Source organism: Oharaeibacter diazotrophicus (assembly GCF_004362745.1).
Classification (GTDB): Bacteria; Pseudomonadota; Alphaproteobacteria; order Rhizobiales; family Pleomorphomonadaceae; genus Oharaeibacter; species Oharaeibacter diazotrophicus.
In genome coordinates this window covers 418,188-439,888 of the sequence record NZ_SNXY01000006.1, presented here as the reverse complement: position 1 = coordinate 439,888, position 21,701 = coordinate 418,188, and the positions used below count along the sequence as shown (strand labels likewise).

Here is a 21,701-nt window from a genome sequence, read left to right as displayed (position 1 = left end):
CATCCCCGGCCCGACGCGATAAGGTCGGCGTCCCGAGATCCGAGGACGCCGCCCGTTGGCCAGAAAGAATCGCGACACCGACAGCCCCGCCACGCCGTTCCCCAGCCGCGAGGCGGTGCTGCGCTTCATCGCCGAGCAGCCGGCGAAGGCGACCAAGCGCGACATCGCGCGCGCCTTCGAGGTCAAGGGCGAGGCGCGGGTGGCGCTGAAGCACCTTTTGCGCGAGCTCGAGCAGGAGGGCCTGATCGAGCGCCGCGCCAAGCGGCTCGCCAAACCCGGCGCCCTGCCGCCGGTGCTGGTCTGCGAGGTGGTCGAGGTCGACGACGACGGCGACCTGTTCGCCGAGCCGGCCGCCGCCGATCCGACCGCCGCGGACACCGAAGCGCCGGTGCCGCGGCTGCTGGTCGCCACCTCAGAGCGGCGCCGGCCGCCGGGCGTGCCCTCGCTCGGCCCCGGCGACCGCTTCCTCGGCCGCGTCGTCGACCTGCCCGCCGGCTACGAGGCCGTGGCGCGCGCGGCGGTGCGGGTGATCAAGCTGCTCGACCGCAAGCCCGAGGGCATCCTCGGCATCGTCCGCGAAGCGCCGGGCGGCGCCCGCCTGCTGCCGATCTCGAAGAAGCAGCAGGCCGAATTCCTGATCCCGTCCGAGCTGATGGGCGGCGCCGAGGACGGCGACCTCGTCTCGGTGGCGGTGGTGCACCAGAGCCGCGCCGGGCTCTCCCACGCCCGGGTGATCGAGCGAGTGGGGTCGCTGAAGTCGGAGAAGGCGGTCTCGATGATCGCCATCCACGCCAACGAGATCCCGCACATCTTCCCGGCCCCCGCGCTCGCGGAGGCCGAGGCCGCCCTGCCCGCGCCGCTCGCCGGGCGCGAGGACTGGCGCGACCTGCCGCTCGTCACCATCGATCCGCCGGACGCCAAGGACCACGACGACGCGGTCCACGCCGCACCGGATCCCGACGCGGCCAACCCCGGCGGCTGGATCGCCACCGTCGCGATCGCCGACGTCGCCCGCTACGTCCGGCCCGGCTCGGCGCTCGACAAGGAGGCGCTGAAGCGCGGCAACTCGGTCTACTTCCCCGACCGCGTCATCCCGATGCTGCCGGAGCGGATCTCCAACGACCTCTGCTCGCTGAAGGAGGCGGTCGACCGCCCCGCCCTCGCCGTCCGCATGGTGTTCGACGCCGAGGGGCGCAAGCTGCGCCACAGCTTCCACCGCGTGATGATGCGCTCGGCCGCCAAGCTCGCCTACCAGCAGGCCCAGGCCGCCATCGACGGCCGGCCCGACGAGCGCACCGGCCCGCTGCTCGACGCCGTCCTGCGCCCGCTCTGGGAGGCCTATGCCGTGCTGAAGCGCGGCCGCGACACCCGCGAGCCGCTGGAACTCGACCTGCCCGAGCGCAAGATCCTGCTGAAGCCGGACGGCACGGTCGACCGGGTCGTCATCCCCGAACGCCTCGACGCCCACAAGCTGATCGAGGAGTTCATGATCCAGGCCAACGTCGCCGCCGCGGAGACGCTGGAGGGCCGACGCTCGCCGTTGGTCTACCGGGTCCACGACCAGCCGTCGCTGTCCAAGCTCGAGAACCTGCGCGAGTTCCTCGGCAGCATGGACCTCAAGATCGCCAAGCAGGGCAACCTCAGGCCGGACGTGTTCAACACCATCCTCGCCAAGGTCCAGGACACGCCGAACCGCCATCTCGTCAACGAGGTGGTGCTGCGCTCGCAGAGCCAAGCCGAGTATTCGCCGATCAACATCGGCCATTTCGGCCTCAACCTGCGCCGCTACGCCCACTTCACCTCGCCGATCCGGCGCTATGCCGACCTGATCGTGCACCGCGCCCTGATCGGCGCGCTCGGGCTCGGCGACGACGGCCTGCCCGACGGCATCGAGGGACGGCTCGACCGCATCGCCGCCGACATCTCCGCCTGCGAGCGCCGCGCCATGGTCGCGGAGCGCGAGACCATCGATCGGCTGATCGCCGACTGGCTGTCGGATCAGGTCGGTGCGGTGTTCCGCGGCCGGATCGGCGGCGTCACCAAGTCCGGCCTGTTCGTCAAGCTGGAGGGCTCCGGCGCCGACGGCTTCGTGCCGATCTCGACGCTGGGGGCGGAGTACTTCGCCTACGACGAGGCACGCCACAGCCTCGTCGGCTCGCAGAGCGGCGAGACCTTCCAGCTCGGCGACGCCGTCGAGGTCAAGCTGGTCGAGGTCGCCCCGCTCGCCGGCGCGCTGCGCTTCGAGATCGTCAGCGAAGGCCGCCGCGGCCGGCCGATGCCGCGGTCGCGGCTGAACCGCCAGCGCCCGCGGCCCGACGACGACCGCAAGCGCCGCGTCGTCCGCAAGGCCGGCCGCGTACGCTGAGCGCGCGGCCGCCGGGCATTCGGAAAGGGCTTCAGCCCGCCGGCTTCGGCGTCGGCAGCACCGGGGCGTCCGGATTGCGCGGCGGCTGACCGTCGCGCAGGTCGAGCGGGTCGCCCTCCGTCGCGCCGGCGGCGTCGGGCGCGGCCTCGCCGACCGGTTCGCCGTCGTCCGCCCCGCCGTCGACGGCGTCGGGATCGCGCTGGTCGACGGTGCTGGCGCCGGCGGCGGCACGAGCCTTCTCGACCGCGCGCCACTTGGCGACGTTGCGGTTGTGGGCGGCGAGCGTCGAGGCGAAGACGTGACCGCCGGTGCCGTCGGCGACGAAGTAGAGGTCGTCGGTCTCGGAGGGCTGCGCAACCGCCTCGAGGGCGGCCCGGCCCGGGTTGGCGATCGGCCCCGGCGGCAGACCGGCGAAGCGGTAGGTGTTGTAGGGTGTCTCCGCCTCGATGTCGGCGCGGGTGATCGACCGGCCGAGCGTGCCCTGGCCACCGACGATGCCGTAGATGATTGTCGGGTCCGACTGCAGCCGCATGCCCTTCTTCAGCCGGTTGACGAAGACGGCGGCGACGCGCGGGCGCTCGTCGGCCTTGCCCGTCTCCTTCTCGACGATCGAGGCCAACGTCACGAACTGGCGCTCGTCGCGGATCGGCAGGGTGGTGTCGCGCGTCTTCCAGATCGCCGCCAGCGCCTTGTCGTGGGCGGCCTTCATCTGCTCGACGATCTGGGCCCGGGTGGTGCCGCGGGTGAAGCTGTAGGTCTCCGGTAGCAGCGAGCCCTCGGCGGGCAGCGCGTCGATCTCGCCGACCAGGGTCGTGTCGGCCTTGATGCGGTCGACGATCTGGCGCGAGGTCAGCCCTTCCGGGATGGTGATCTGGTGCAGGATCGACTTGCCGGAGACGAGCAGGTCCATCACCTCGCGCATCGACAGCCCGGGCGCGAAGGCGTATTCGCCGGCCTTGAGCTCGCCGGAGCGGCGGTAGAGCGCGACGCCGCCGACGAAGACGTAGCGGTCGTCGATGACGCCCTCGCGCTCCAGCGTGTCGGCGATCGCCTGCAGGCCGGACTTCGGCGGGATCATCAGCGTCTTCTCGGCCGCGAGCGGACCCGGACGGTCGAACTCGCCCTTGCCCCAGTAAAGCACGCCGGCGCCGGCGATGATAGCGATCATCACCAGCGAGATCAACGCGTTGAGAGCGACGACCAGCGGGTTGCGCACGCGCTGAGACCGCGGCGGCGCCGGGGCCGGCTCCGGCGTCAGCGCCTGCCGCGGGCTCTTGGGGTTGACGCGGGCCCGCGCGGCGCCGTCGCCGCGGTCCCTGCTCTCCCTGCTCTCCGCCTTGTCGTCCATGGATCCTTCGGTGTCGTGTCGGGACCGGCCGCGCCACGCGGCCCGTCGGAATCGCCCGGCCGGCGGCCGGGCGCGACCCCGCGGAGGCTAGGGAGCAATGTGGCGAAACCGGGATGCCCGCGCCTCGCCGCCCCGCGCCGTCAGCCCTCGAAGGCCCTGAGGACCAGCGAGGCGTTGGTTCCGCCGAAGCCGAAGGAGTTGGAGACGGCGACCTTCACCTTCTTCTCGCGCGCCGTGTGCGGCACGAGGTCGATCTGGGTGTCGACCGAGGGATTGTCGAGGTTGATCGTCGGCGGCACGACGCCGTCGCGGATCGCGAGCGTGGAGAAGATCGCCTCGATGGCGCCGGCGGCGCCGAGGAGGTGGCCGGTCATCGACTTGGTCGACGACATCGAGATCGTCCGCGCCGCATCGCCGACCAGACGCTCGACCGCGCCGAGTTCGATGCCGTCGGCCATGGTCGAGGTGCCGTGGGCGTTGACGTAGTCGACGTCGTGGGGCGACAGGCCGGCCCGCTTCAGCGCCGCCGCCATGCAGCGGTAGGCGCCGTCGCCGTCCTCGGACGGCGCCGTGATGTGGTGGGCGTCGCCGGTCAGGCCGTAGCCGACGACCTCGGCGTAGATCTTGGCGCCGCGCGCCAGCGCGTGGCCGAGTTCCTCGAGCACCACGATGCCCGACCCCTCGCCCATCACGAAGCCGTCGCGGTCGCGGTCGTAGGGACGCGAGGCGGCGGTCGGATTGTCGTTGTAGGCGGTCGACAGCGCCCGCATGGCGGCGAAGCCGGCGACCGAGATGCGGTTGACCGGGCTCTCGGTGCCGCCGGCGATCATGACGTCGGCGTCGTCGAGAGCGATCAGCCGGGCGGCGTCGCCGATGGCGTGGGCGCCGGTCGAGCAGGCGGTGACGACCGCGTGGTTCGGGCCCTTGAAGCCGTAGCGGATCGAGACGTGGCCGGAGGCGAGGTTGATCAACCGGCCGGGGATGAAGAACGGCGACAGACGGCGCGGCCCCTTGTCGCGCAGCGTGAAGCCTGCCTCGACGATGCCGTTGATGCCGCCGATGCCCGAGCCGATCAGCACGCCGGTGCGGGTCTGGCCCTCGTGGTCGGTCGGCAGCCAGCCGGAATCCTTCACGGCCTGATCGGCGGCGGCCATCGCGTAGACGATGAAGTCGTCGACCTTGCGCTGCTCCTTCGGCTCCATCCAGTCGTCCGGATTGAAGCTGCCGTCGGTGCCGTCGCCGCGCGGGATGATGCAGGCGATCTGGCAGGCGAGGTCGTCGACCTGGAATTCGGTGATCCGGCGAGCGCCGCTCCGACCGGCGAGCAGCGCCGACCAGGTGGTCTCGACGCCGCAGCCGAGCGGCGTGACCATGCCCAGTCCGGTGATGACGACGCGCCTCATGCGACGGAAACCTCCCTGCGGCGACCGCCACTTTCGGGGGCGGTCCGGGTCCTCTGACGACGACGGGGGCGGCCGATCCGCCGACCTTGACAGGTACGGCGCGACGACTCGCCCCCGACGTTTCGAACGTGCGGCCGTGGACGTCGACCCGCCGCCCCGGCGAAAGGGGGCCGCGGATCGGACCCGCCCCCGCGGAGGGGGCGGTCGAGGGTCAGGCGGTCGCCTTCTCCAGGAAGCGGACGGCGTCGCCGACCGTCAGGATGGTCTCGGCCGCATCGTCGGGAATCTCGACGCCGAAGGCTTCCTCGAAGGCCATCACGAGCTCGACGGTGTCGAGCGAATCGGCCCCGAGGTCCTCGATGAAGGACGCTTCGAGGGTAACCTTGTCGGCGTCGACGCCGAGGTGCTCGACCACGATGCCCTTCACGCGCTCAGCGATGTCGCTCATCTCTACGGATCCTCGTGTTACGTGTCTTGTGTCTTGCCGATTGGGGATGTCCGCGGGGCCCGACCGGTCGGCGAGAGCCTTGCCGGAGAGACCGCGGACATCGGTGCGACCCGGTTACGCGGCACGCGGATCCGCTGACGTTTCCCTTTCAGATCGCGCGCTTGGTAACATACTTCGCCCGTCATTGCCAGCGGCCCGGGCGGGCCGCCGGCACCCGCCGCGGGTGGGTGCCCGAAGCGGAAAAGCCTCGTCAGACCATGGCGATGCCGCCACTGACGTTGATGGTGTCGCCGGTGATGTAGGAGGCCTCGCGGCTGGCGAGGTAGACCGCCGCGGCGGCGATCTCGTCGGCGGTTCCGAGCCGGCCGAGCGGGATCTGGCCGAGGGCGGCCTCGCGCTGCTTGTCGTTCAGCGCGTCGGTCATCGCCGTCTCCACGAAGCCCGGCGCGATGCAGTTGGCGGTGATGCCGCGGCTCGCCACTTCCTGGGCGATCGCCTTGGTCATGCCGATCATGCCGGCCTTGGCGGCGGCGTAGTTGGCCTGCCCGGCGTTGCCGGTGAGCCCGACCACCGAGGTGATGCCGACGATGCGGCCGAAGCGGCGCTTCATCATGCCCTTCAGCGCGGCGCGGGTCAGGCGGAAGCCGGCGGTGAGGTTGACCTCGATCACCGCGTCCCAGTCCTCGTCCTTCATCCGCATGGCGAGGCCGTCGCGGGTGATGCCGGCGTTGTTGACCAGGATGTCGACCTGACCGAGCGCGGCCTCGGCGTCGGCGAACAGGCGGTCGCAATCGGCGCGGTCGGCGAGGTTGCCGGTGACGACGACGGCGCGCTCGCCGAGTTCGGCCGCGAGCGTCTCGAGCGCCGCGGCGCGGGTTCCGGCGAGCGCCACCTTGGCGCCGTGGGCGTGCAGGGCGCGGGCCACCGCACCGCCGATGCCGCCGCTCGCACCGGTGACCAGGGCCGACAGGCCGCCGAGATCGAACATCGTCACGCTCCGAGGTGGCAGCCGAGCGGGCCGCCGAATGTGGTTTCGCGGCGCCTGACACCACGCCGGCGCCCGTCTGTCAAGCGCGCGGGGCGGGGCGCCGCCATGCGGGGCGGCGGCGGATCAGGCGCCGCCGACCGCGCCGGGCGGGATCGAATAGGTCGCGGAGGCGTGGGCGTAGACCGACGCGCCGGCCTCGTCGCCGATCTCGACGGCGGCGACGGCGAGGCGCTTGCCGAGCTTCAGGAGCCGCGAACGGCCGACCAGCAGGCCCGGCTGCGGCTTCAGCAGGAAGTCGATCGAGAGGTGGGTCGTGACCGTGAGCCCGACCGGACCGACGTGGCCGAGGATCACCACCCAGGCGGCGATGTCGGCCAGCGTCATCAGGGTCGGCCCCGAGACGGTGCCGCCGGGCCGCAGCATCTCCGGGCCGGCGTCGAGCGTGACGGCGGCGCTGCGGTGCCCGATCTCGGTGACGACGTAGGCGCGCCGCGTCGCGTTCAGCTCGGGAAAGTCGCGCTCGAGGAAGGCGTTGAGGTCCGCGGCGGTCATCTTCGGATGGTGCATCGGCTCGTTCCTCCCCGGCGATGGACGCCGGACCCTACCAAAGGACACCCTCCCGGCGGCCCGGTCGGGACGGCTCCTGCTATCATGCCGCCGCGAATCCCGGCCACACCGTGCGCCGTCGAACTTTCGTCGATCGGAGTTGGTCAAGGTGTCCTCCCCCTTCAAGTCGCGCCTCAGCATCGTCACCCTCGGCGTCGCCGACATCCGGCGGGCGCGCGCCTTCTACGAGCGTCTCGGCCTCGTGCCGGCCAAGGCGTCGCAGGCCGACGTCGCGTTCTTCCAGCTCTCGGGGGTGGTCCTCGCGCTCTATCCGCGCCATCTCCTCGCCGAGGATGCCCGCGTCGAGCCCGACGCGCCGGGCTTCTCGGGCGTGACGCTGGCGCAGAACCTCGAATCGCCGGCCGAGGTCGACGCCTGCCTCGCCCACGCGGTCGCCTGCGGGGCCAAGCTGGTGAAGCCCGGCCAGAAGGCGTTCTGGGGCGGCTACTCCGGTTACTTCGCCGATCCGGACAACCATCTCTGGGAAGTCGCCCACAATCCGTTCTTCCCGATGGACGACGCCGGCAACCTGCAACTCGAGTAGGAGGACACCATGGCGATCGACGGCAAGAGCGACGACGACATCCGCGCCATCCTCGGCGCCACCCGCACCATCGCCCTCGTCGGCGCGAGCGCCAACGCCGACCGCCCGTCGAACCGGGTGCTGGCCTTCCTGTTGTCGCGCGGCTTCACGGTGCACCCGGTCAACCCGGGCCTCGCCGGCAAGACGATTCACGGCGCCACCGTCTACGGCAGCCTCGCCGACGTGCCCGGCCCGATCGACCTCGTCGACATCTTCCGGGCCTCCGACGCCGCCGGCGGCGTGGTCGACGAGGCGCTCGCCCTCCCCGCCCGGCCGAAGGCGGTGTGGATGCAGCTCGGCGTCGTCGACACCGCCGCGGCGGCCCGCGCCGAGGCCGAGGGCGTGAAGGTGGTGATGGACCGCTGCCCGGCGATCGAGATCCCCCGCCTCGGCCTCTGATCCGGGCGACACCGGACGGGCGGACGCAAATCCGTTCTCCCGTCCGTGGCCGTCATGGAACGAACGAGCTTTCCGCCGCCGCGCCGACCTGCTTCTAATCGGCACCCCCGCAAGAAGCACGACGAGGGGAGGAGAGATCCATGACCGACCACACGCCCGGATTCGCGACGCTCGCGGTACACGCCGGCGCCAAGCCCGACCCGACCACCGGGGCGCGCGCGACGCCGATCTACCAGACCACGTCCTTCGTGTTCGAGGACGTCGACCACGCTGCCTCGCTGTTCGGCCTGCAGGCCTTCGGCAACATCTACACCCGCATCACCAACCCGACCCAGGCCGTGCTCGAGGAGCGCGTCGCCGCGCTCGAGGGCGGCACCGCCGCGCTCGCGGTCGCCTCGGGCCACGCCGCGCAGATGCTGGTGTTCCACACCCTCCTGAAGCCGGGTGACGAGTTCATCGCCTCGCGCAAGCTCTACGGCGGCTCGATCAACCAGTTCAACAACTCGTTCAAGAGCTTCGGCTGGAACGTGGTCTGGGCCGACCCGGACGACGTCGGAAGCTTCGAGCGGGCGGTGACGCCGAAGACCAAGGCGATCTTCATCGAATCGATCGCCAACCCGGGCGGCGTCGTCACCGACATCGCGGCGATCGCCCAGGTCGCCAAGCGCGCCCAGGTGCCGCTGATCGTCGACAACACCCTCGCCTCGCCGTATCTGTGCCGGCCGATCGAGCACGGCGCCGACATCGTCGTGCACTCGGCCACCAAGTTCCTCGGCGGCCACGGCAATTCGATCGGCGGCATCATCGTCGACGGCGGCTCGTTCGACTGGTCGCGCGACGGGCGCTACCCGATGCTGTCGGAGCCGCGGCCCGAATACGCCGGCCTCGTCATCCACGAGACCTTCGGCAACTTCGCCTTCGCGATCGCCGCGCGCGTGCTCGGCCTGCGCGACCTCGGGCCGGCGATCTCGCCGTTCAACGCCTTCCTGATCCTGACCGGCATCGAGACGCTGCCGCTGCGCATGCAGCGCCACTCCGACAACGCCAAGGCGGCCGCCGAATTCCTCGCCGGCCATCCCCGGGTGAAGTGGGTGTCCTACGCCGGCCTGCCCGGCGACCGCTACCACGGCCTGCAGCAGCGCTACGCCCCGAAGGGCGCCGGCGCGGTGTTCACCTTCGGCGTCGACGGCGGCTACGACGCCGGCGTCTCGCTGGTGAAGAACGTCGAATTGTTCTCGCACCTCGCCAACGTCGGCGACACCCGCTCGCTGATCATCCACCCGGCCTCGACCACGCACCGCCAGCTGACCGACGCCCATAAGGTCGCCGCCGGCGCCGGTCCGGACGTGGTGCGCATCTCCGTCGGCATCGAGGACCCCGCCGACATCGTCGCCGACCTCGCCCAGGCCCTCGACAAGCTCGACTGACCGGATCGGATCCGAATCGAACGGCCGCCGCGGCAACCGCGGCGGCCGTTTCGCCCTCACCCCGTCCGCCCGCCGTCGGCGGTGCGGCGGGCGTGGACGGTGGCGGCGGTCAGCACCACGACCGCCATGAACTGGTGCGCGAGCCCGAGCGACAGCGGCACAACGGCGAGCAGCGTCGCGACGCCGACGGCGGCCTGCGCCGACACCAGCGCCGCCACCAGGAGCGCCCGGCGCTCGGTGGCCGGGTCGAGTGCCTCGCGGCGAGCGTCGAGGGCGTGGACGACGGCGAGAGCCAGCACGAGGTAGGCGCCGCAGCGGTGCACGAACTGCACCGTCAGGTGATTCTCGAAGAAATTGAGCCACCACGGCGACAGGAACCACAGGCCGTCCGGCACCAGCCGACCCTCCATCAGCGGCCACGTGTTGTAGACGTAGCCGGCGTCGAGGCCGGCGACGAGGCCGCCGAGGAAGATCTGCACCAGCACCGCGACCACCAGCAGCTTGCTCCAGCCGACGAGGCGCGGGATCTCGGCAAGGCGCGAGCGCTCGGCGCGCAGGCTCTCGGCGGTCCACACCGTCGCGACCAGGATGAAGCAGGCCAGCGTCAGGTGGGTAGCGAGGCGGTACTGGCTGACGTCGGTGCGCTCGACGAGGCCGCTCGCCACCATCCACCAGCCGACCGCGCCCTGCAGGCCACCGAGCAGGAACAGCGCGCCGATCCGGGGCAGCATGTCGCGGCGGATCCAGCCGGCGGCGGCAAAGGCGACGAAGGGCACCAGGAAGACGACGCCGATCACCCGGCCGAGCAGACGGTGGCTCCACTCCCACCAGAAGATGAACTTGAAGTCGTCCAGGCTCATGCCCCGGTTGATCTCTCGGTACTCGGGTATGCGCTGGTACTTGGCGAACTCCTCGGCCCATTCCGCGGCGCTCAGCGGCGGGATCACGCCGTGGATCGGCTTCCACTCGGTGATCGACAGGCCCGACTGCGTCAGCCGCGTCGCGCCGCCGACCACGACCATGCCGATGATCATCACGGCGACGACCCAGAGCCAGGCCCGGACGGCCGCCTCGCCGCGGCGGTGGTGGACGGCCGGCACCGGGGCCGGGGCGCGGAGGGCGGTGACGGAGGACATGGCGGCGATTGTACTCTCGCGGGAATGGGCCGCGCCTCGCGGCCTCCCGCCGAGGGAGGCGCTTCACGGCGGTCGACGGCTGACATACATAACCGATCGCCGGGGCGCGTCGAGGGTCGTCGTCGCCGCGACCCGCACGCCTTCCCCGGTCCGTCCGAACCGGTCCGCCCACGGAGCACCGCCCTTGCCCATCCGCCTGCGCAAGCTGATCGGGACGATCGTCCTCATGATCTTCATCCCGATCTACTGCCTGTTCGCGGCGGCGGTCGGCGACCGCCTGCTCTACGGCGCCTCCGGCCTCGCCCAGGGCGCCTACTACGTGATCGCCGGGCTGATCTGGGTGCTGCCCGCCGGCGTGATCGTCACCTGGATGGTGCGCCCGCGCCCGGGCGAGTTGCGCAACCGTTCGTAAAGTCCGATTTGTTAGCGTCCCCGCCACGACGGAACCGTGAGCCGGGGGACAGATGGACATCGCCATGAGCGCCATGCCGACGACCGCGGTCGGCGCGGCGGCCGACCCGGACCGGATCGCGGTGCGGGTGGTGCGCGACATCGCCGCCGTCGCGCCGCTGTGGGACCGTCTCGCCGCCGTCGGTGTCGGTTCGCCGTTCCAGGCCCGCGGCTTCGTCGAACCCTGGTTCCGCCATCTCGCCGCCTCCGAGCGCGCCCGGCCGCTGATCGTGGTCGGCGAGACCGCCCGCGGCGAGGCCTTCGTGCTGCCGCTGGCGCTCGGCCGGGCCGGCCCGGTCCGCGTCGCCGGCTTTCCGGGCGGCAGCCACGCCAACACCAACGTCGGCCTGTTCGACCCGGGCCTCTGGCAGCGCCTCACGGCCGACGACGTCGCCGCGGTCTGGACCGGGCTCGCGGCCGAGGCCGACGTCGACCTCGTCGCGCTGCGCGCCCAGCCGGCGCGCTTCGCCGGCCGCGACAATCCCTTCGCCGCCGGCTGGGTCCGACCCGCCCCGCACATGGCCTACGCCGTCGACCTCGCCGGCGGCTTCGAGGCGGTGCTGTCGCGCCACAAGGGCGGCAAGAAGCGCGGCAAGGTACGCTCGCGGCGCAAGGCGCTCGCCGACGTCGGCGGCTTCACCGTTCGCCGCGCCGAGGACTGCGCCGAGGCGTCGGCGATCCTCGAGACATTCTTCGCGCAGAAGGCCGCCCGCTTCGAACAGCAGGGCATCCCGGACGTCTTCAGCTGCCCGAAGACGCGCGACTTCTTCCGCGACGTGCTCGCCGCCACCGGTCCGGACGGCACGCCGTCGACCCAGCTCTGGACCCTCGAGATCGCCGGCGGGCGGCGCGCCACCGCGATCGCCGTCGCCTTCGCGGGCACGGTCTATCTGGTGATGAACTCCTTCGCCCTCGACGAATACGCCCGCACCTCGCCCGGCGAGGTGCTGCTCTACCACGTGATCGAGGATTGCTGCGCGCGCGGCGAACAGGTGTTCGACTTCGGCGTCGGCGACGCCCGCTACAAGCGCTCCTGGGCCGACCACGAGGTCGCGCTGGTCGACACCATGGTGCCGCTGACCGCGCCCGGCACCGCCGCCGCGCTCGCCTTCGACGCCCGGCGCCGGCTGCGCGACTACGTCGTCGCCCGCCCCGCCCTGCTCAAGCTCGCCCGCCGCGTCCTGCGCCGCCGCACGGAGGGCGAAGAGGCCGGCGGCGGCGAGGACTGAGATCCTCTCGCCCCGAACCTTCCACCATCCCGGAAGATGGCCCCGGCGTCACGCCACCGCGTCGACGTCGAACTCCGGCGCGGCCACCACCGACAGGCGCTCGACGCCGTGCCGGCGCAGCATGTCGTGGGCGCGGCGGGTGTGCGGGTCGGCGGGCTCGCCGACCAGGATGGCGTGGTCGGCCGCCGAGACGAGGCGGAAGCGGGCGCCGTCGGCGTCCATCGGGCCGAGGTCGATCACGACGAGGTCGTAGGTGTGCTCGAGCGCGTCGAGCATGGTCTCGATGTCGGCGCTCGCCCAGGTCTCGGTCGCCAGCACCTCGGAGCCGACGCCGATCTCGTGGGCGCGGGTCTGCGGGTTGCGGCGGATGATGTCGGAGAAGTCGGCCGACCCGGTCAGGAGGTCGTAGAGGCCGGCGCCGCCGATGCCGACGTGCGAGGCCACGGTGTCGACCACGACGACGCGGGTGCCCTCGACGGTGGCGAGCCGGGACATGCCGTCGATGACGCGTTCGACCGCGACGGCGGAACCGACGCCCATCACCGCGACGCGGCTGGCGCCGTCGCCGATCAGCAGCGCGTGGAGGCCGTCGAGCGGCACCAACGGCAGCGGGGTCTCGGCAACCGGCTCGGGAACGACTTCGGCCACCGGTGCGGCGACGTCCTCCTCGGCCTCGGCCGCGGCCGCGGCGGCGCTGACGCGGGCCCGGAAGCGGGCGAGGCGCGCGTCGACGGCGGGCTCGACCGAATCGGCCGCGGCGCCGGCGGGCGCTTCGGTCGCGGCGGGTTCGACCGGCTCCGGTGCGGCCTCGGCCGCGGCGGCGGCGGCGCGGGCGGCGGCGCGCAGGCGGCGCGGCGCCTTGGCGACCGGTTCGGCGTCGTGGAGCGCCGGCTCGACCGGCGTGCCGGCGACGACGCGCGGCCGCTCGACCGGCCCGGCGACGCGGACCAGCGCCCGACCGGACAGGAACTCGCCGGCGATCACCCAGGCGATCGAGAGCAGGAGGCCGGCGAGCGTCGCCACCAAGGTCAGCGAGCCGACCTTCGGGAAGGCCGCCTCGACCGGCGTCGCCGCGCGGGAGATCACCCGGGCGTCGGCCGGCAGGATGTCGGTGTTCTGGCGGGCGTTGGCCTCGCGGTAGCGGGCGAGCAGGCCGTCGAGGATGTTGCGCTGCGAGGCGGCGTCGCGCTCGAGCGCCTTGAGCTCGACCTCGCTGGCGCCGTCGGCGGCGCTGGTCACCTTGATCTCGCCGAGGCTGTCCTGCAGCGAGCGGATCCGCTCGGCGGCCACCTTGGCGTCGTTCTGGAGGGCCGCCAGGACGCGGCGGGCCTCGGCGGTCTCCTGGGCGCGCACGTCGGCGATCTGCGATTCGACCGCCTTGACCTGGGGGTGGGCGGGCAGCAGCGTCACGAGGAGTTCGGAGAGGCGGCCGCGCAGGGCGATCTGGCGGCTGCGCAGCGAGCGGAAGGTGTCGCTCTCGAGCACGTCGGCTGCGTCGTCGAGGGCGGCGCCGCTCCTGAGGAGCCCGGCGAGGATCTTCGCCTTCGATTCGGCCGCGGCCTGATCGGAGCGCGCAGCGGCGATGGCGTTGGTGACGTCGGTGATCTGCTGGCGCGACACAGAGGTGTTGTTGCTGCCGGTGAGGAGGTCGTGGGTCGAGCGGTATTTCTCGACCGCCTCGTCGGCGTCGCGGACTTTGACGCGGAGCTTCTCGATCTCCTCGCCGAGCCAGCGGGTCTGGTCCTCGCTGGTGCGCCGCTTGGCCTCGCTCTGGAGCGTCAGGTATTCCTCGGCGACCGAGTTGGCGAGCGTCGCCGCGAGGTCGCGGTCGGTCGAGCGGAACAGTACGGTGATCACGCGCGAGCCGTCGACCTGATAGACCTTGAGCCGCTCGACGAAGGCGTCGACGACGCGCTCCTCGGGCGAGACCCGCATCTTGTCGCGGCCGATGCCGACCAGCGCCAGCACGCCGTCGAGGGCGCCGCGCTCGGTGCCGTCGAACTCGGCGCGGTCGGAGAGGTGGTTCTTCTCCGCGACGCGGCGCGCGAGGTCGCGCGAGGTCAGGAGTTGCACCTGGCTCGCCACCGTCTCGGCGTCGACCACCGTGCGATCGTTCGGCGTGGAGGAGTTGTTCGAGAGCGGCGGTTCGCGATTCTCGATCAGGAGCTTGGTCTCGGCCTCGAACTTGGGCGAGACCATCTGCAGGCCCGCGAAGGTGCCGATCCCGACGGCGGCGGTCACCGCCACCACGAAGGGCAGGCGACGGCCGATCGCGGCGAGGATCCCCTTGAGATCCAGCGCCACGTCCTCGTCGGCCCGCCGCACGGCGTCGTCCCCACTCGTCATCACCGGAACACCTTCACCGATTCCGCCTCCGATCATCGGCCGTCATGGTAACCACGACGTTAAGTCGGCCCGTCCAAAGGTGAATCCACGGTTGCGGCCGCACCGGCGTTTCCGGTTCGTTAACCATGACGTCCCTACCCTTCCGACCGTTGGTCAAGTCTGTCGCTGGATGGTCCCGGGATGCACCGCCGTTCGTTCCTGCTGCTGATGGCCGCCTCCGGCCTGACGGCCTGCCAGTCATCGGCGGCCCGACGCCCGAAGGCGTTCGCCGACGCGCTCGCGGGCCCCTATCGCCTCGACAGCGGCGACCGGCTGCGCATCACCGTGTTCGAGCAGGCCTCGCTGACCAACACCTACTCGGTCGACCAGTCCGGCCACGTCACCATGCCGCTGATCGGCTCGGTGCCGGCGCGCGGCGCCACCACCCAGGAGCTCGCCGGCCGCATCGCCGGCGAACTGCGCCGCGGTTTCCTGCGCAATCCCGACGTCTCGGTCGAGGTCGACACCTACCGCCCGTTCTTCATCATGGGCGAGGTCCGCAACCCCGGCCAGTACACCTATGTCAACGGCCTGACCGCCCAGACCGCGATCGCGATCGCCGGCGGCTACGGCCCGCGCGCCTCTGAGGGCTGGGTCGAGATCACCCGCACCATCAACGGCGAAACCACGGTCGGCCTCGTGCCGGCGAGCGATCCGGTCCGGCCCGGCGACGTCATCCGCATCCGCGAGCGCTTCATCTGAGCCGACGGTTCGAATTGGAGCGATCGCGGTCAGGGTCCGTAAACCTTAGGCTCACTTCACCTTTTTGAATTAACCGCCCCGTGGGTGGCGCACTGGCAAGGTCTGTCCCGACCAAGAGGGACCCGACCAGCCGGGAACGTGCCATGTCCGTGAAGCCGCTGCGCATCGTCCACTGCCTCCGGGCGCCGATCGGCGGGATCTTCCGCCATGTCGTCGACCTCGCGACGACCCAGACCGAACTCGGGCACACCGTCGGCATCGTCTGCGACAGCCTGACCGGCGGCGCGTTCGAGGAGGAGCACATCGCCCGCGTCGCCCCGCGACTCGCGCTCGGCGTCACGCGGGTGCCGATGCGCCGGCAGCTCTCGATTGCCGACATCCGCTCCACCGTAGACGTCTACGGCACCGTCCGCGACATGCGGCCCGACGTGCTGCACGGCCACGGCGCCAAGGGCGGCGCCTTCGTGCGCACCATCGGCACCGCGCTCGGCCTGTTCGGCCGCCGGCCGATCCGGCTCTACTGCCCGCACGGCGGCAGCCTGCACTACGATCCGAACACCTTCGCCGGGCGGGTCTACTTCCTCCTGGAGCGGAACTTCGAGCGCTTCACCGACGGCCTCGTCTTCGTGTCGGACTACGAGGAGAACTGCTACCGCGCCAAGGTCGCCGCGCCGCGCCGGCCGGTGACGCGGGTCTACAACGGCCTGAGGCCGGAGGAGTTCGCCCCGGTCGAGACCGCCCCCGGCGCCGCCGACCTGATGTTCCTCGGCATGATGCGCGACCTCAAGGGGCCGCAGGTGCTGATCGAGGCACTCGGCATCCTCGCCGCCCGCGGCATCACGCCGACCGTCCGCCTGATCGGTGCCGGCGACGACCGGCCGGCCTACGAGGCCCGCGTCGCCACCCTCGGCCTTTCCGGTGTCAGCTTCCACGATCCGATGCAGACGCGCGACGCCCTCGCGCTCGGCCGGGCGCTGATCCTGCCGAGCCTGGCCGAATCGATGCCCTACGTGGTGCTCGAGGCCGCCGCGGCCGGCATCCCGGTGATCGCCTCCAACGTCGGCGGCCTGCCGGAGATCCTCGGCGACGATTCGCCCTCGCTGGTGCCGCCGGGCAATCCGGCGCTGCTCGCAGCCGCGATCGAGCGCCACCTCGCCGACCCGGAGGTCGCCCTCGACCGCGCCGCGGCGCTGCGCCGCGACGTCGCCTCGCGTTTCTCGATGCGCCGGATGGCCGACGAGATCACCGACTTCTACGGCGAGCTGATCGCCCGCCGCGCCGGCAGCCGCGAATATCCGACGGCGCGCACCGCGCCCGGCCGCCACGCCGCGGCCGGCGAGCGCCGCTGACCGCAGACGGCCAACCGACGGCCAACCGACGACCGAACCCGAGAGCAGCCCCGATGTCGCTCCAGGATACCGCCCGTCACTTCCCGCCCCTGGCTCCGGCCGAGCCGCCGCCGGCGCCGGTCCGGGCGGTGCCGACACGGCTCGGCGAACGCGCCCGCGCCGTCGCCAACGCCTTCCACGAGGCCGCGATCCCGCCGTCGCTGGCGAGCGGCCTCGTCATCGTGTTCGAGACGCTCTGCCTGATCCTCGCCGGCGTCGCCGCCCGGCTCTACTGGCTCGGCGATGCCGCCGACTTCGGCCTCGGCAGCCTCGGCCCGGTCGTCGGGGCGCCCTTCCTGGTCGCGCTCGCGGTCCAGACCGTCGGCGGCTACGACCTTTCGATGCTGCGCCGGCCGCAGGTCCGCGTCGGCCGGGTACTGGCGTCCTGGCTGGTGGTGTTCGGCGCCTTCGCGGTGACGATCGTCGTCGGCGACTTCGCGCCCGGCGTCGGCCGCAGCTGGTACCCGGTCTGGCTCGGCGCCGGCACGGTGACGCTGATGGCCGCCGCCACCGTCAGCTCGATGGTGATCGGCTCGATGACCCGCGCCGGCCGCCTGCAGCAGCGCGCGGTCATCGTCGGCGGCGGTGCGCTCGCCGAGGGCCTGATCACGGCACTCGACGACTCCGGCGGCAACGAGATCAAGATCCTCGGCATCTTCGACGACCGTGCGGACGACCGCAGCCCGGAGAACCAGAAGGGCTACCCCAAGCTCGGCACCATCGGCGACCTCGTCGAGTTCGCCCGCGTCGCAGCAGTGGACCTCGTGATCGTGTCGCTGCCGATGTCGGCGGAGACGCGGCTCCTGCAGGTGCTGAAGCAGCTCTGGGTGCTGCCGGTCGACATCCGCCTCGCCGCCCACGCCAACAAGCTGCGCCTGCGCCCGCGCTCCTATTCCTACGTCGGCACCGTCCCCTTCCTCGACGTGTTCGACAAGCCGATCTCCGGCTGGGACAGCGTGGTCAAGCGCGTGTTCGACCTCGTGTTCGGCACCCTCGCCATCGTGACGCTGTCGCCGGTGATGCTGGCGACCGCGGTCGCCATCAAGCTCGACAGCCCCGGCCCCGTGCTGTTCCGCCAGAAGCGCTACGGCTTCAACAACGAGGTGATCGAGGTCCTGAAGTTCCGCTCGATGTACGCGGACAAGGCCGACCCCTCGGCCAAGGTCGTCGTCACCAAGGGCGATCCGCGCGTCACCCGCGTCGGCCGCTTCATCCGGCGCACCTCGATCGACGAACTGCCGCAGTTCTTCAACGTGCTGCGCGGCCAGCTCTCGCTGGTCGGCCCGCGCCCGCACGCGGTCAACGCCCACACTTCGCAGCGGCTGTGGGAAGAGGTGGTCGACGGCTACTTCGCCCGCCACAAGGTCAAGCCCGGCGTCACCGGCTGGGCGCAGATCTCGGGTCTGCGCGGGGAGGTCGACTCGCCGTCCAAGATCCAGGCCCGCGTCGAGCACGACCTCGCCTACATCGAGAACTGGTCGGTGCTGTTCGACCTCTACATCCTGATGATGACGCCGATCCGCATCCTCAACCAGGAAAACGCCTACTGAGGATGGCGCAGCAGGTCCCGCCCCGGGCGGGACTTGCGACGTTCGGAGTGGCCGGGCCGACGCGATCCGATCCGGCCCATCCATGTGGCGCCTTGGTCCGCGCGAGGCGGACCAAGTCGACTTAGGAAAGCGCCCCGGCGGCCCTCCCCTGCGGGCGACGCGCGATCTTCTCTTTCGGCGTCGCTCTTCTCTCCCGCGGTCCTGCTCACGTCGCTCCCCTTCGCCACCCTCTCCGTCAAGGATTGGTTCACCCTGTTCGCCGACACTTCGGTCGTCCGTCGTCCGGAGTTTCGTCGTCCATGAGCGCAGAGAGAGCCGCAGCCGTCGCGCGCGGCGGGGTCGTCCGCGTCTCCGCCCTGGCGGACGGCGTGCTCTGGCTCGCGGTGTTCCTCGGCGGCTTCGTGATCTTCGAGCCGGCGCCCTACGAATTGTTCCTGGTCGCGGTGATCCCGGTCTACTTCATGGCCGGCCTGAAGATCCCGCGCAGCGTCGGGCCGCTGCTGGTCTGCCTGATCTGCTACGTCACCGGCGGCCTGCTCTCGACCTCGCAAACCGGCGCGCCGCGCTTCGTCGACGCGCTGGTCTACGTCGGCGTCAGCCTGTTCCTGGCGATCTCGGCGGTGTGGTACGCCGCCCTCGCCGCCGACGACTGGCGGCGGATCCGGCTGATCGAGCGGGCCTATGTCGGAACCGCGGTGCTGGTCTCGCTGCTCGGCGTCGCCGGCTATTTCCGTCTCGTGCCCGATCCGGACCTCTTCCTGCTCTACGGCCGCGCCAAGTCGACCTTCCAGGACCCGAACGTGTTCGGGCCGTTCCTGATCCTGCCGTCGCTGGTGCTCGCCCGCCGGCTGATGACCGGCCCGATCCTGACGCGGCCCGGCACCGTGCTCGGGCTGGTGATCCTGGTACTCGGGGTGTTCCTGTCGTTCTCGCGCGCCGCCTGGGGCATGCTCGCGGTCGGCCTGCCGTTGCTCGCCGCCGTGGTCTCGGCCAACTTCCCGACCAACCGCCAGCGCCTGCGCCTCGTCGGCATCGTCGTCGCCGGCGTCGCGCTGCTGGTGGTGCTGATCGCCGTCGCCGCCTCGATCCCGGCCGTCTACGACATCCTGGTCCAGCGCGCCAAGCTGGTGCAGGACTACGACGGCAAGGACGGCGCCGAACTCGGCCGCTTCGCCCGCCACTGGGCCGGCTTCATGCTGGCGACCGAAAAACCGTTCGGCATCGGCCCGTGGGAGTTCGACCGGCTCTACATCGAGGCGACCCACAACACCTATCTGAAGGCGCTGATGGAATACGGCTGGCTCGGCTTCGTGTCCTACGTGACGCTGGTCGGCTTCACCCTGCGGCGGGCGCTGCCGCTGCTCTGGCAGCCGCGGCCGTGGCAGGGCTTCGCGCAGTGCCTCGTGGTCAGCTTCCTCCTGCACATGGTGGTCGGCTGGATCATCGACACCGACCACTGGCGCCACTTCTACCTGACCTTCGGTCTGATCTGGGGCCTCGCCGCCGCCGAGGCCGCGCACCGCCGCGCCCGCCCGGACCGCGCCGCCGAACCCGCCTGACCGCCCTGCCCAAGCCGTGGGCACACTGCCCGCTCTTCGATCGGCCTGGACCGGTTGCCAGCCTATATTTCGGACAGCACCAAGATTGACGCCCGCCGCGGCGAGCGACTACCGTCTCTGCGTTCGGTCTCGGATCCTAAAATGGAGCGGGCCGGGCGAGCGGACCAGCGTTTCACCTTCGACACATCGTTCCGATTGCAGGGGGCGGAGAGCCTGGCGTCGGTATCCAGCTTGGAAAGCAGGATTCCGCCATGGTCAAGGACGGTCGACGTCACCTCGCGAGCCTTCGGGACGACCGCACCATCTACATCGACGGGCGCCGCGTCGCCGACGTCACCACCGATCCGGCCTTCGCCAATGCGGTGGCCACCTCCGGCCGCTTCTACGACTATCAGGCCGCGCCCGAGAACCTCGAGGCGATGACCTTCGTGTCGCCGAAGACCGGTGACCGGGTGTCGCGTTGCTGGCAGCTGCCGCGCAACCACCGCGAACTGGTCGAGCGCCGCGAGGCGCTGGTGCGCTGGGCGGCGCTGACCTGCGGCATGGTCGGCCGTTCGCCGGACCACGTGGCGTCGACGATGTGCGGCTTCCGCATGGGTCTGCCGGTGTTCCGCGACTACGACCCCGCCCGCGCCGCGGCGGTCGAGTCCTATTACGAGCACTGCCGCGACAACGACCTCTACCTCTCCTACGTCATCATCAACCCGCAGTCCGACAAGGCGAAGTCCGCCGGCGGCCAGCCGGACGCCCATCTCGTCGCCGCCGTGGTCGACGAGGACGCCGGCGGCATCACCATCCGCGGCGCCAAGATGCTGGCGACCTCCGGCATCATGGCCAACGAGATCCTGATCTCGGGCTTCCAGAACCTACAGGCCGGCGATCAGGCCTACGCCTTCACGGCGGCGGTGCCGATCGCCACCCGCGGTCTGACCCTGATGTCGCGGCGCAGCTACGAGCAGGCCGCGACCTCCGAATTCGACTATCCGCTGTCGTCGCGCTTCGACGAGAACGACGCCGTGGTCCATTTCGACGACGTCCGCATCCCCTGGGACCGGGTGTTCGTCCACAAGGACCTCCGGATGGCGCAGGCGCAGTGGCACGACACCCGCACCCACGTCTTCCAGAACTACCAGTGCATCGTCCGCCTGATGGTGAAGCTGCGCTTCCTGCTCGGGCTCGCGCGCAAGATCTGCGAAGTCAACAACATCATCAACTATCCCCAGGTCCGCGAGACCATGGGCCTCGTCGCCGCCAAGGTTGCCAACATCGAGGCGCTGGTGATCGCGATGGAGGCGACCGGCGAGCACCACGGCGGCTACTACGTGCCGAACCGCTCGATGCTCTGCACCGCCCAGGTGATCGCCCAGACCACCTATCCTGAGATCGTCGAGGCGATCCGCACCCTCTCCGGCGGCGGCATGATCATGGTGCCGTCGTCCTACGCCGACTTCGAGACGCCGGAGACGCGCCGCATCATCGAGAAGACGCAGCGCTCGGTGGTCACCGATTCCGAGGGCCGGGTGAAGCTGATGAAGCTCGCCTGGGACGCCGTCGGCTCCGAGTTCGGCTCGCGCCACCTGCAATACGAGATGTTCTACTCCGGGCCGACCTTCGTCACCCGCGGCAACGCCTTCCGCTTCTACGACTGGGACGGCGTCAAGGGCTTCGTCGAGGAGTTCATGGCGACCTACGGCCTGCCCGGCGCCGACCTTCCCGCCGCCGCCGAGTGAGAGCC

18 protein-coding genes are annotated in these 21,701 nt (G+C 71.3%); 11 read left to right on the top strand and 7 right to left on the bottom strand.

From position 1 onward, the window contains the following. Positions 1 to 55: 55 nt before the first annotated feature. The gene (gene rnr, locus EDD54_RS02220; protein WP_245515618.1) at positions 56 to 2,365 is read left to right on the top strand and encodes a ribonuclease R; all 2,310 of its coding nucleotides are present in this window, start codon (positions 56 to 58) and stop codon (positions 2,363 to 2,365) included. Between the two features lie 31 nt (positions 2,366 to 2,396). Here rnr and mltG read toward each other — a convergent pair whose 3' ends face one another. From mltG to EDD54_RS02195, 5 genes are all read right to left on the bottom strand, one after another. Continuing rightward, positions 2,397 to 3,713, bottom strand: a complete 1,317-nt coding sequence (gene mltG / locus EDD54_RS02215) for an endolytic transglycosylase MltG (RefSeq protein WP_245515617.1) — start codon at positions 3,711 to 3,713, stop codon at positions 2,397 to 2,399. A gap of 140 nt (positions 3,714 to 3,853) precedes the next feature. Further along, positions 3,854 to 5,116, bottom strand: a complete 1,263-nt coding sequence (gene fabF, locus EDD54_RS02210) for a beta-ketoacyl-ACP synthase II (protein ID WP_126536982.1) — start codon at positions 5,114 to 5,116, stop codon at positions 3,854 to 3,856. Between the two features lie 211 nt (positions 5,117 to 5,327). Then, positions 5,328 to 5,564 carry an acyl carrier protein gene (locus tag EDD54_RS02205; protein WP_126536984.1) on the bottom strand — a complete coding sequence of 79 codons (237 nt, stop codon included), beginning with the start codon at positions 5,562 to 5,564 and terminating at the stop codon, positions 5,328 to 5,330. A 250-nt stretch (positions 5,565 to 5,814) separates the two neighbouring features. Then, positions 5,815 to 6,552, bottom strand: a complete 738-nt coding sequence (gene fabG / locus EDD54_RS02200) for a 3-oxoacyl-[acyl-carrier-protein] reductase (protein WP_126536986.1) — start codon at positions 6,550 to 6,552, stop codon at positions 5,815 to 5,817. A gap of 123 nt (positions 6,553 to 6,675) precedes the next feature. Then, on the bottom strand, positions 6,676 to 7,119 hold the full coding sequence (locus EDD54_RS02195) for a PaaI family thioesterase (protein ID WP_126536988.1): 444 nt from the start codon (positions 7,117 to 7,119) through the stop codon (positions 6,676 to 6,678). Between the two features lie 148 nt (positions 7,120 to 7,267). Between EDD54_RS02195 and EDD54_RS02190 the strand changes: the two genes are divergently transcribed. The 3 genes from EDD54_RS02190 to EDD54_RS02180 all read left to right on the top strand — a co-directional run bounded on the left by EDD54_RS02190 (position 7,268) and on the right by EDD54_RS02180 (position 9,567). Further along, a complete protein-coding gene (locus tag EDD54_RS02190) occupies positions 7,268 to 7,702 on the top strand; it encodes a VOC family protein (RefSeq protein WP_126536990.1) in 435 nt (144 codons plus the stop codon). A 9-nt stretch (positions 7,703 to 7,711) separates the two neighbouring features. Next, positions 7,712 to 8,140: a CoA-binding protein gene (locus EDD54_RS02185; protein ID WP_126536992.1), complete on the top strand. Its 429-nt coding sequence runs from the start codon at positions 7,712 to 7,714 to the stop codon at positions 8,138 to 8,140. Between the two features lie 140 nt (positions 8,141 to 8,280). Then, a complete protein-coding gene (locus EDD54_RS02180; RefSeq protein ID WP_126536994.1) occupies positions 8,281 to 9,567 on the top strand; it encodes an O-acetylhomoserine aminocarboxypropyltransferase in 1,287 nt (428 codons plus the stop codon). A gap of 56 nt (positions 9,568 to 9,623) precedes the next feature. Here the strand turns inward: EDD54_RS02180 and EDD54_RS02175 are convergent, their stop codons facing one another. Continuing rightward, positions 9,624 to 10,703: a COX15/CtaA family protein gene (locus EDD54_RS02175; RefSeq protein ID WP_126536996.1), complete on the bottom strand. Its 1,080-nt coding sequence runs from the start codon at positions 10,701 to 10,703 to the stop codon at positions 9,624 to 9,626. Positions 10,704 to 10,887: 184 nt separating this feature from the next. On the opposite strand from EDD54_RS02175, the gene EDD54_RS22830 reads away from it, so the two are divergent. Together EDD54_RS22830 and EDD54_RS02165 are read left to right on the top strand one after the other, a co-directional pair. Continuing rightward, complete coding sequence (locus EDD54_RS22830; RefSeq protein ID WP_165644557.1) at positions 10,888 to 11,115, top strand: DUF2842 domain-containing protein; 228 nt, start codon at positions 10,888 to 10,890, stop codon at positions 11,113 to 11,115. 64 nt (positions 11,116 to 11,179) lie between these two features. Continuing rightward, positions 11,180 to 12,382 (top strand): GNAT family N-acetyltransferase, encoded by a 1,203-nt coding sequence (locus EDD54_RS02165; protein WP_126537000.1) that lies wholly within the window; start codon positions 11,180 to 11,182, stop codon positions 12,380 to 12,382. Between the two features lie 48 nt (positions 12,383 to 12,430). Here the strand turns inward: EDD54_RS02165 and EDD54_RS02160 are convergent, their stop codons facing one another. After that, positions 12,431 to 14,728, bottom strand: a complete 2,298-nt coding sequence (locus tag EDD54_RS02160; protein WP_166653425.1) for a Wzz/FepE/Etk N-terminal domain-containing protein — start codon at positions 14,726 to 14,728, stop codon at positions 12,431 to 12,433. Between the two features lie 180 nt (positions 14,729 to 14,908). On the opposite strand from EDD54_RS02160, the gene EDD54_RS02155 reads away from it, so the two are divergent. The 5 genes from EDD54_RS02155 to EDD54_RS02135 all read left to right on the top strand — a co-directional run bounded on the left by EDD54_RS02155 (position 14,909) and on the right by EDD54_RS02135 (position 21,696). After that, on the top strand, positions 14,909 to 15,469 hold the full coding sequence (locus EDD54_RS02155; protein WP_126537005.1) for a polysaccharide biosynthesis/export family protein: 561 nt from the start codon (positions 14,909 to 14,911) through the stop codon (positions 15,467 to 15,469). A 143-nt stretch (positions 15,470 to 15,612) separates the two neighbouring features. Next, positions 15,613 to 16,818 carry a glycosyltransferase family 4 protein gene (locus EDD54_RS02150; protein ID WP_126537007.1) on the top strand — a complete coding sequence of 402 codons (1,206 nt, stop codon included), beginning with the start codon at positions 15,613 to 15,615 and terminating at the stop codon, positions 16,816 to 16,818. A gap of 53 nt (positions 16,819 to 16,871) precedes the next feature. After that, a complete protein-coding gene (locus EDD54_RS02145) occupies positions 16,872 to 18,407 on the top strand; it encodes an undecaprenyl-phosphate glucose phosphotransferase (protein WP_126537009.1) in 1,536 nt (511 codons plus the stop codon). A 299-nt stretch (positions 18,408 to 18,706) separates the two neighbouring features. Next, positions 18,707 to 19,966, top strand: a complete 1,260-nt coding sequence (locus EDD54_RS02140; RefSeq protein ID WP_126537011.1) for an O-antigen ligase family protein — start codon at positions 18,707 to 18,709, stop codon at positions 19,964 to 19,966. Positions 19,967 to 20,217: 251 nt separating this feature from the next. Then, positions 20,218 to 21,696 carry a 4-hydroxyphenylacetate 3-hydroxylase family protein gene (locus EDD54_RS02135; RefSeq protein WP_126537013.1) on the top strand — a complete coding sequence of 493 codons (1,479 nt, stop codon included), beginning with the start codon at positions 20,218 to 20,220 and terminating at the stop codon, positions 21,694 to 21,696. Positions 21,697 to 21,701 lie beyond the last annotated feature (5 nt).

Coding starts and splice junctions, on each gene's coding strand:
- EDD54_RS02160 (WP_166653425.1), bottom strand. CDS start 14,728: ATGACGAGTGGGGACGACGCCGTGCGGCGGGCCGACGAGGACGTGGCG.
- EDD54_RS02165 (WP_126537000.1), top strand. CDS start 11,180: ATGAGCGCCATGCCGACGACCGCGGTCGGCGCGGCGGCCGACCCGGAC.
- EDD54_RS02185 (WP_126536992.1), top strand. CDS start 7,712: ATGGCGATCGACGGCAAGAGCGACGACGACATCCGCGCCATCCTCGGC.
- mltG (WP_245515617.1), bottom strand. CDS start 3,713: ATGGACGACAAGGCGGAGAGCAGGGAGAGCAGGGACCGCGGCGACGGC.
- fabG (WP_126536986.1), bottom strand. CDS start 6,552: ATGTTCGATCTCGGCGGCCTGTCGGCCCTGGTCACCGGTGCGAGCGGC.
- EDD54_RS02145 (WP_126537009.1), top strand. CDS start 16,872: ATGTCGCTCCAGGATACCGCCCGTCACTTCCCGCCCCTGGCTCCGGCC.
- EDD54_RS02205 (WP_126536984.1), bottom strand. CDS start 5,564: ATGAGCGACATCGCTGAGCGCGTGAAGGGCATCGTGGTCGAGCACCTC.
- EDD54_RS02135 (WP_126537013.1), top strand. CDS start 20,218: ATGGTCAAGGACGGTCGACGTCACCTCGCGAGCCTTCGGGACGACCGC.
- EDD54_RS02150 (WP_126537007.1), top strand. CDS start 15,613: ATGTCCGTGAAGCCGCTGCGCATCGTCCACTGCCTCCGGGCGCCGATC.
- EDD54_RS02175 (WP_126536996.1), bottom strand. CDS start 10,703: ATGTCCTCCGTCACCGCCCTCCGCGCCCCGGCCCCGGTGCCGGCCGTC.
- EDD54_RS02195 (WP_126536988.1), bottom strand. CDS start 7,119: ATGCACCATCCGAAGATGACCGCCGCGGACCTCAACGCCTTCCTCGAG.
- EDD54_RS02140 (WP_126537011.1), top strand. CDS start 18,707: ATGAGCGCAGAGAGAGCCGCAGCCGTCGCGCGCGGCGGGGTCGTCCGC.
- EDD54_RS02180 (WP_126536994.1), top strand. CDS start 8,281: ATGACCGACCACACGCCCGGATTCGCGACGCTCGCGGTACACGCCGGC.
- EDD54_RS02155 (WP_126537005.1), top strand. CDS start 14,909: ATGCACCGCCGTTCGTTCCTGCTGCTGATGGCCGCCTCCGGCCTGACG.
- fabF (WP_126536982.1), bottom strand. CDS start 5,116: ATGAGGCGCGTCGTCATCACCGGACTGGGCATGGTCACGCCGCTCGGC.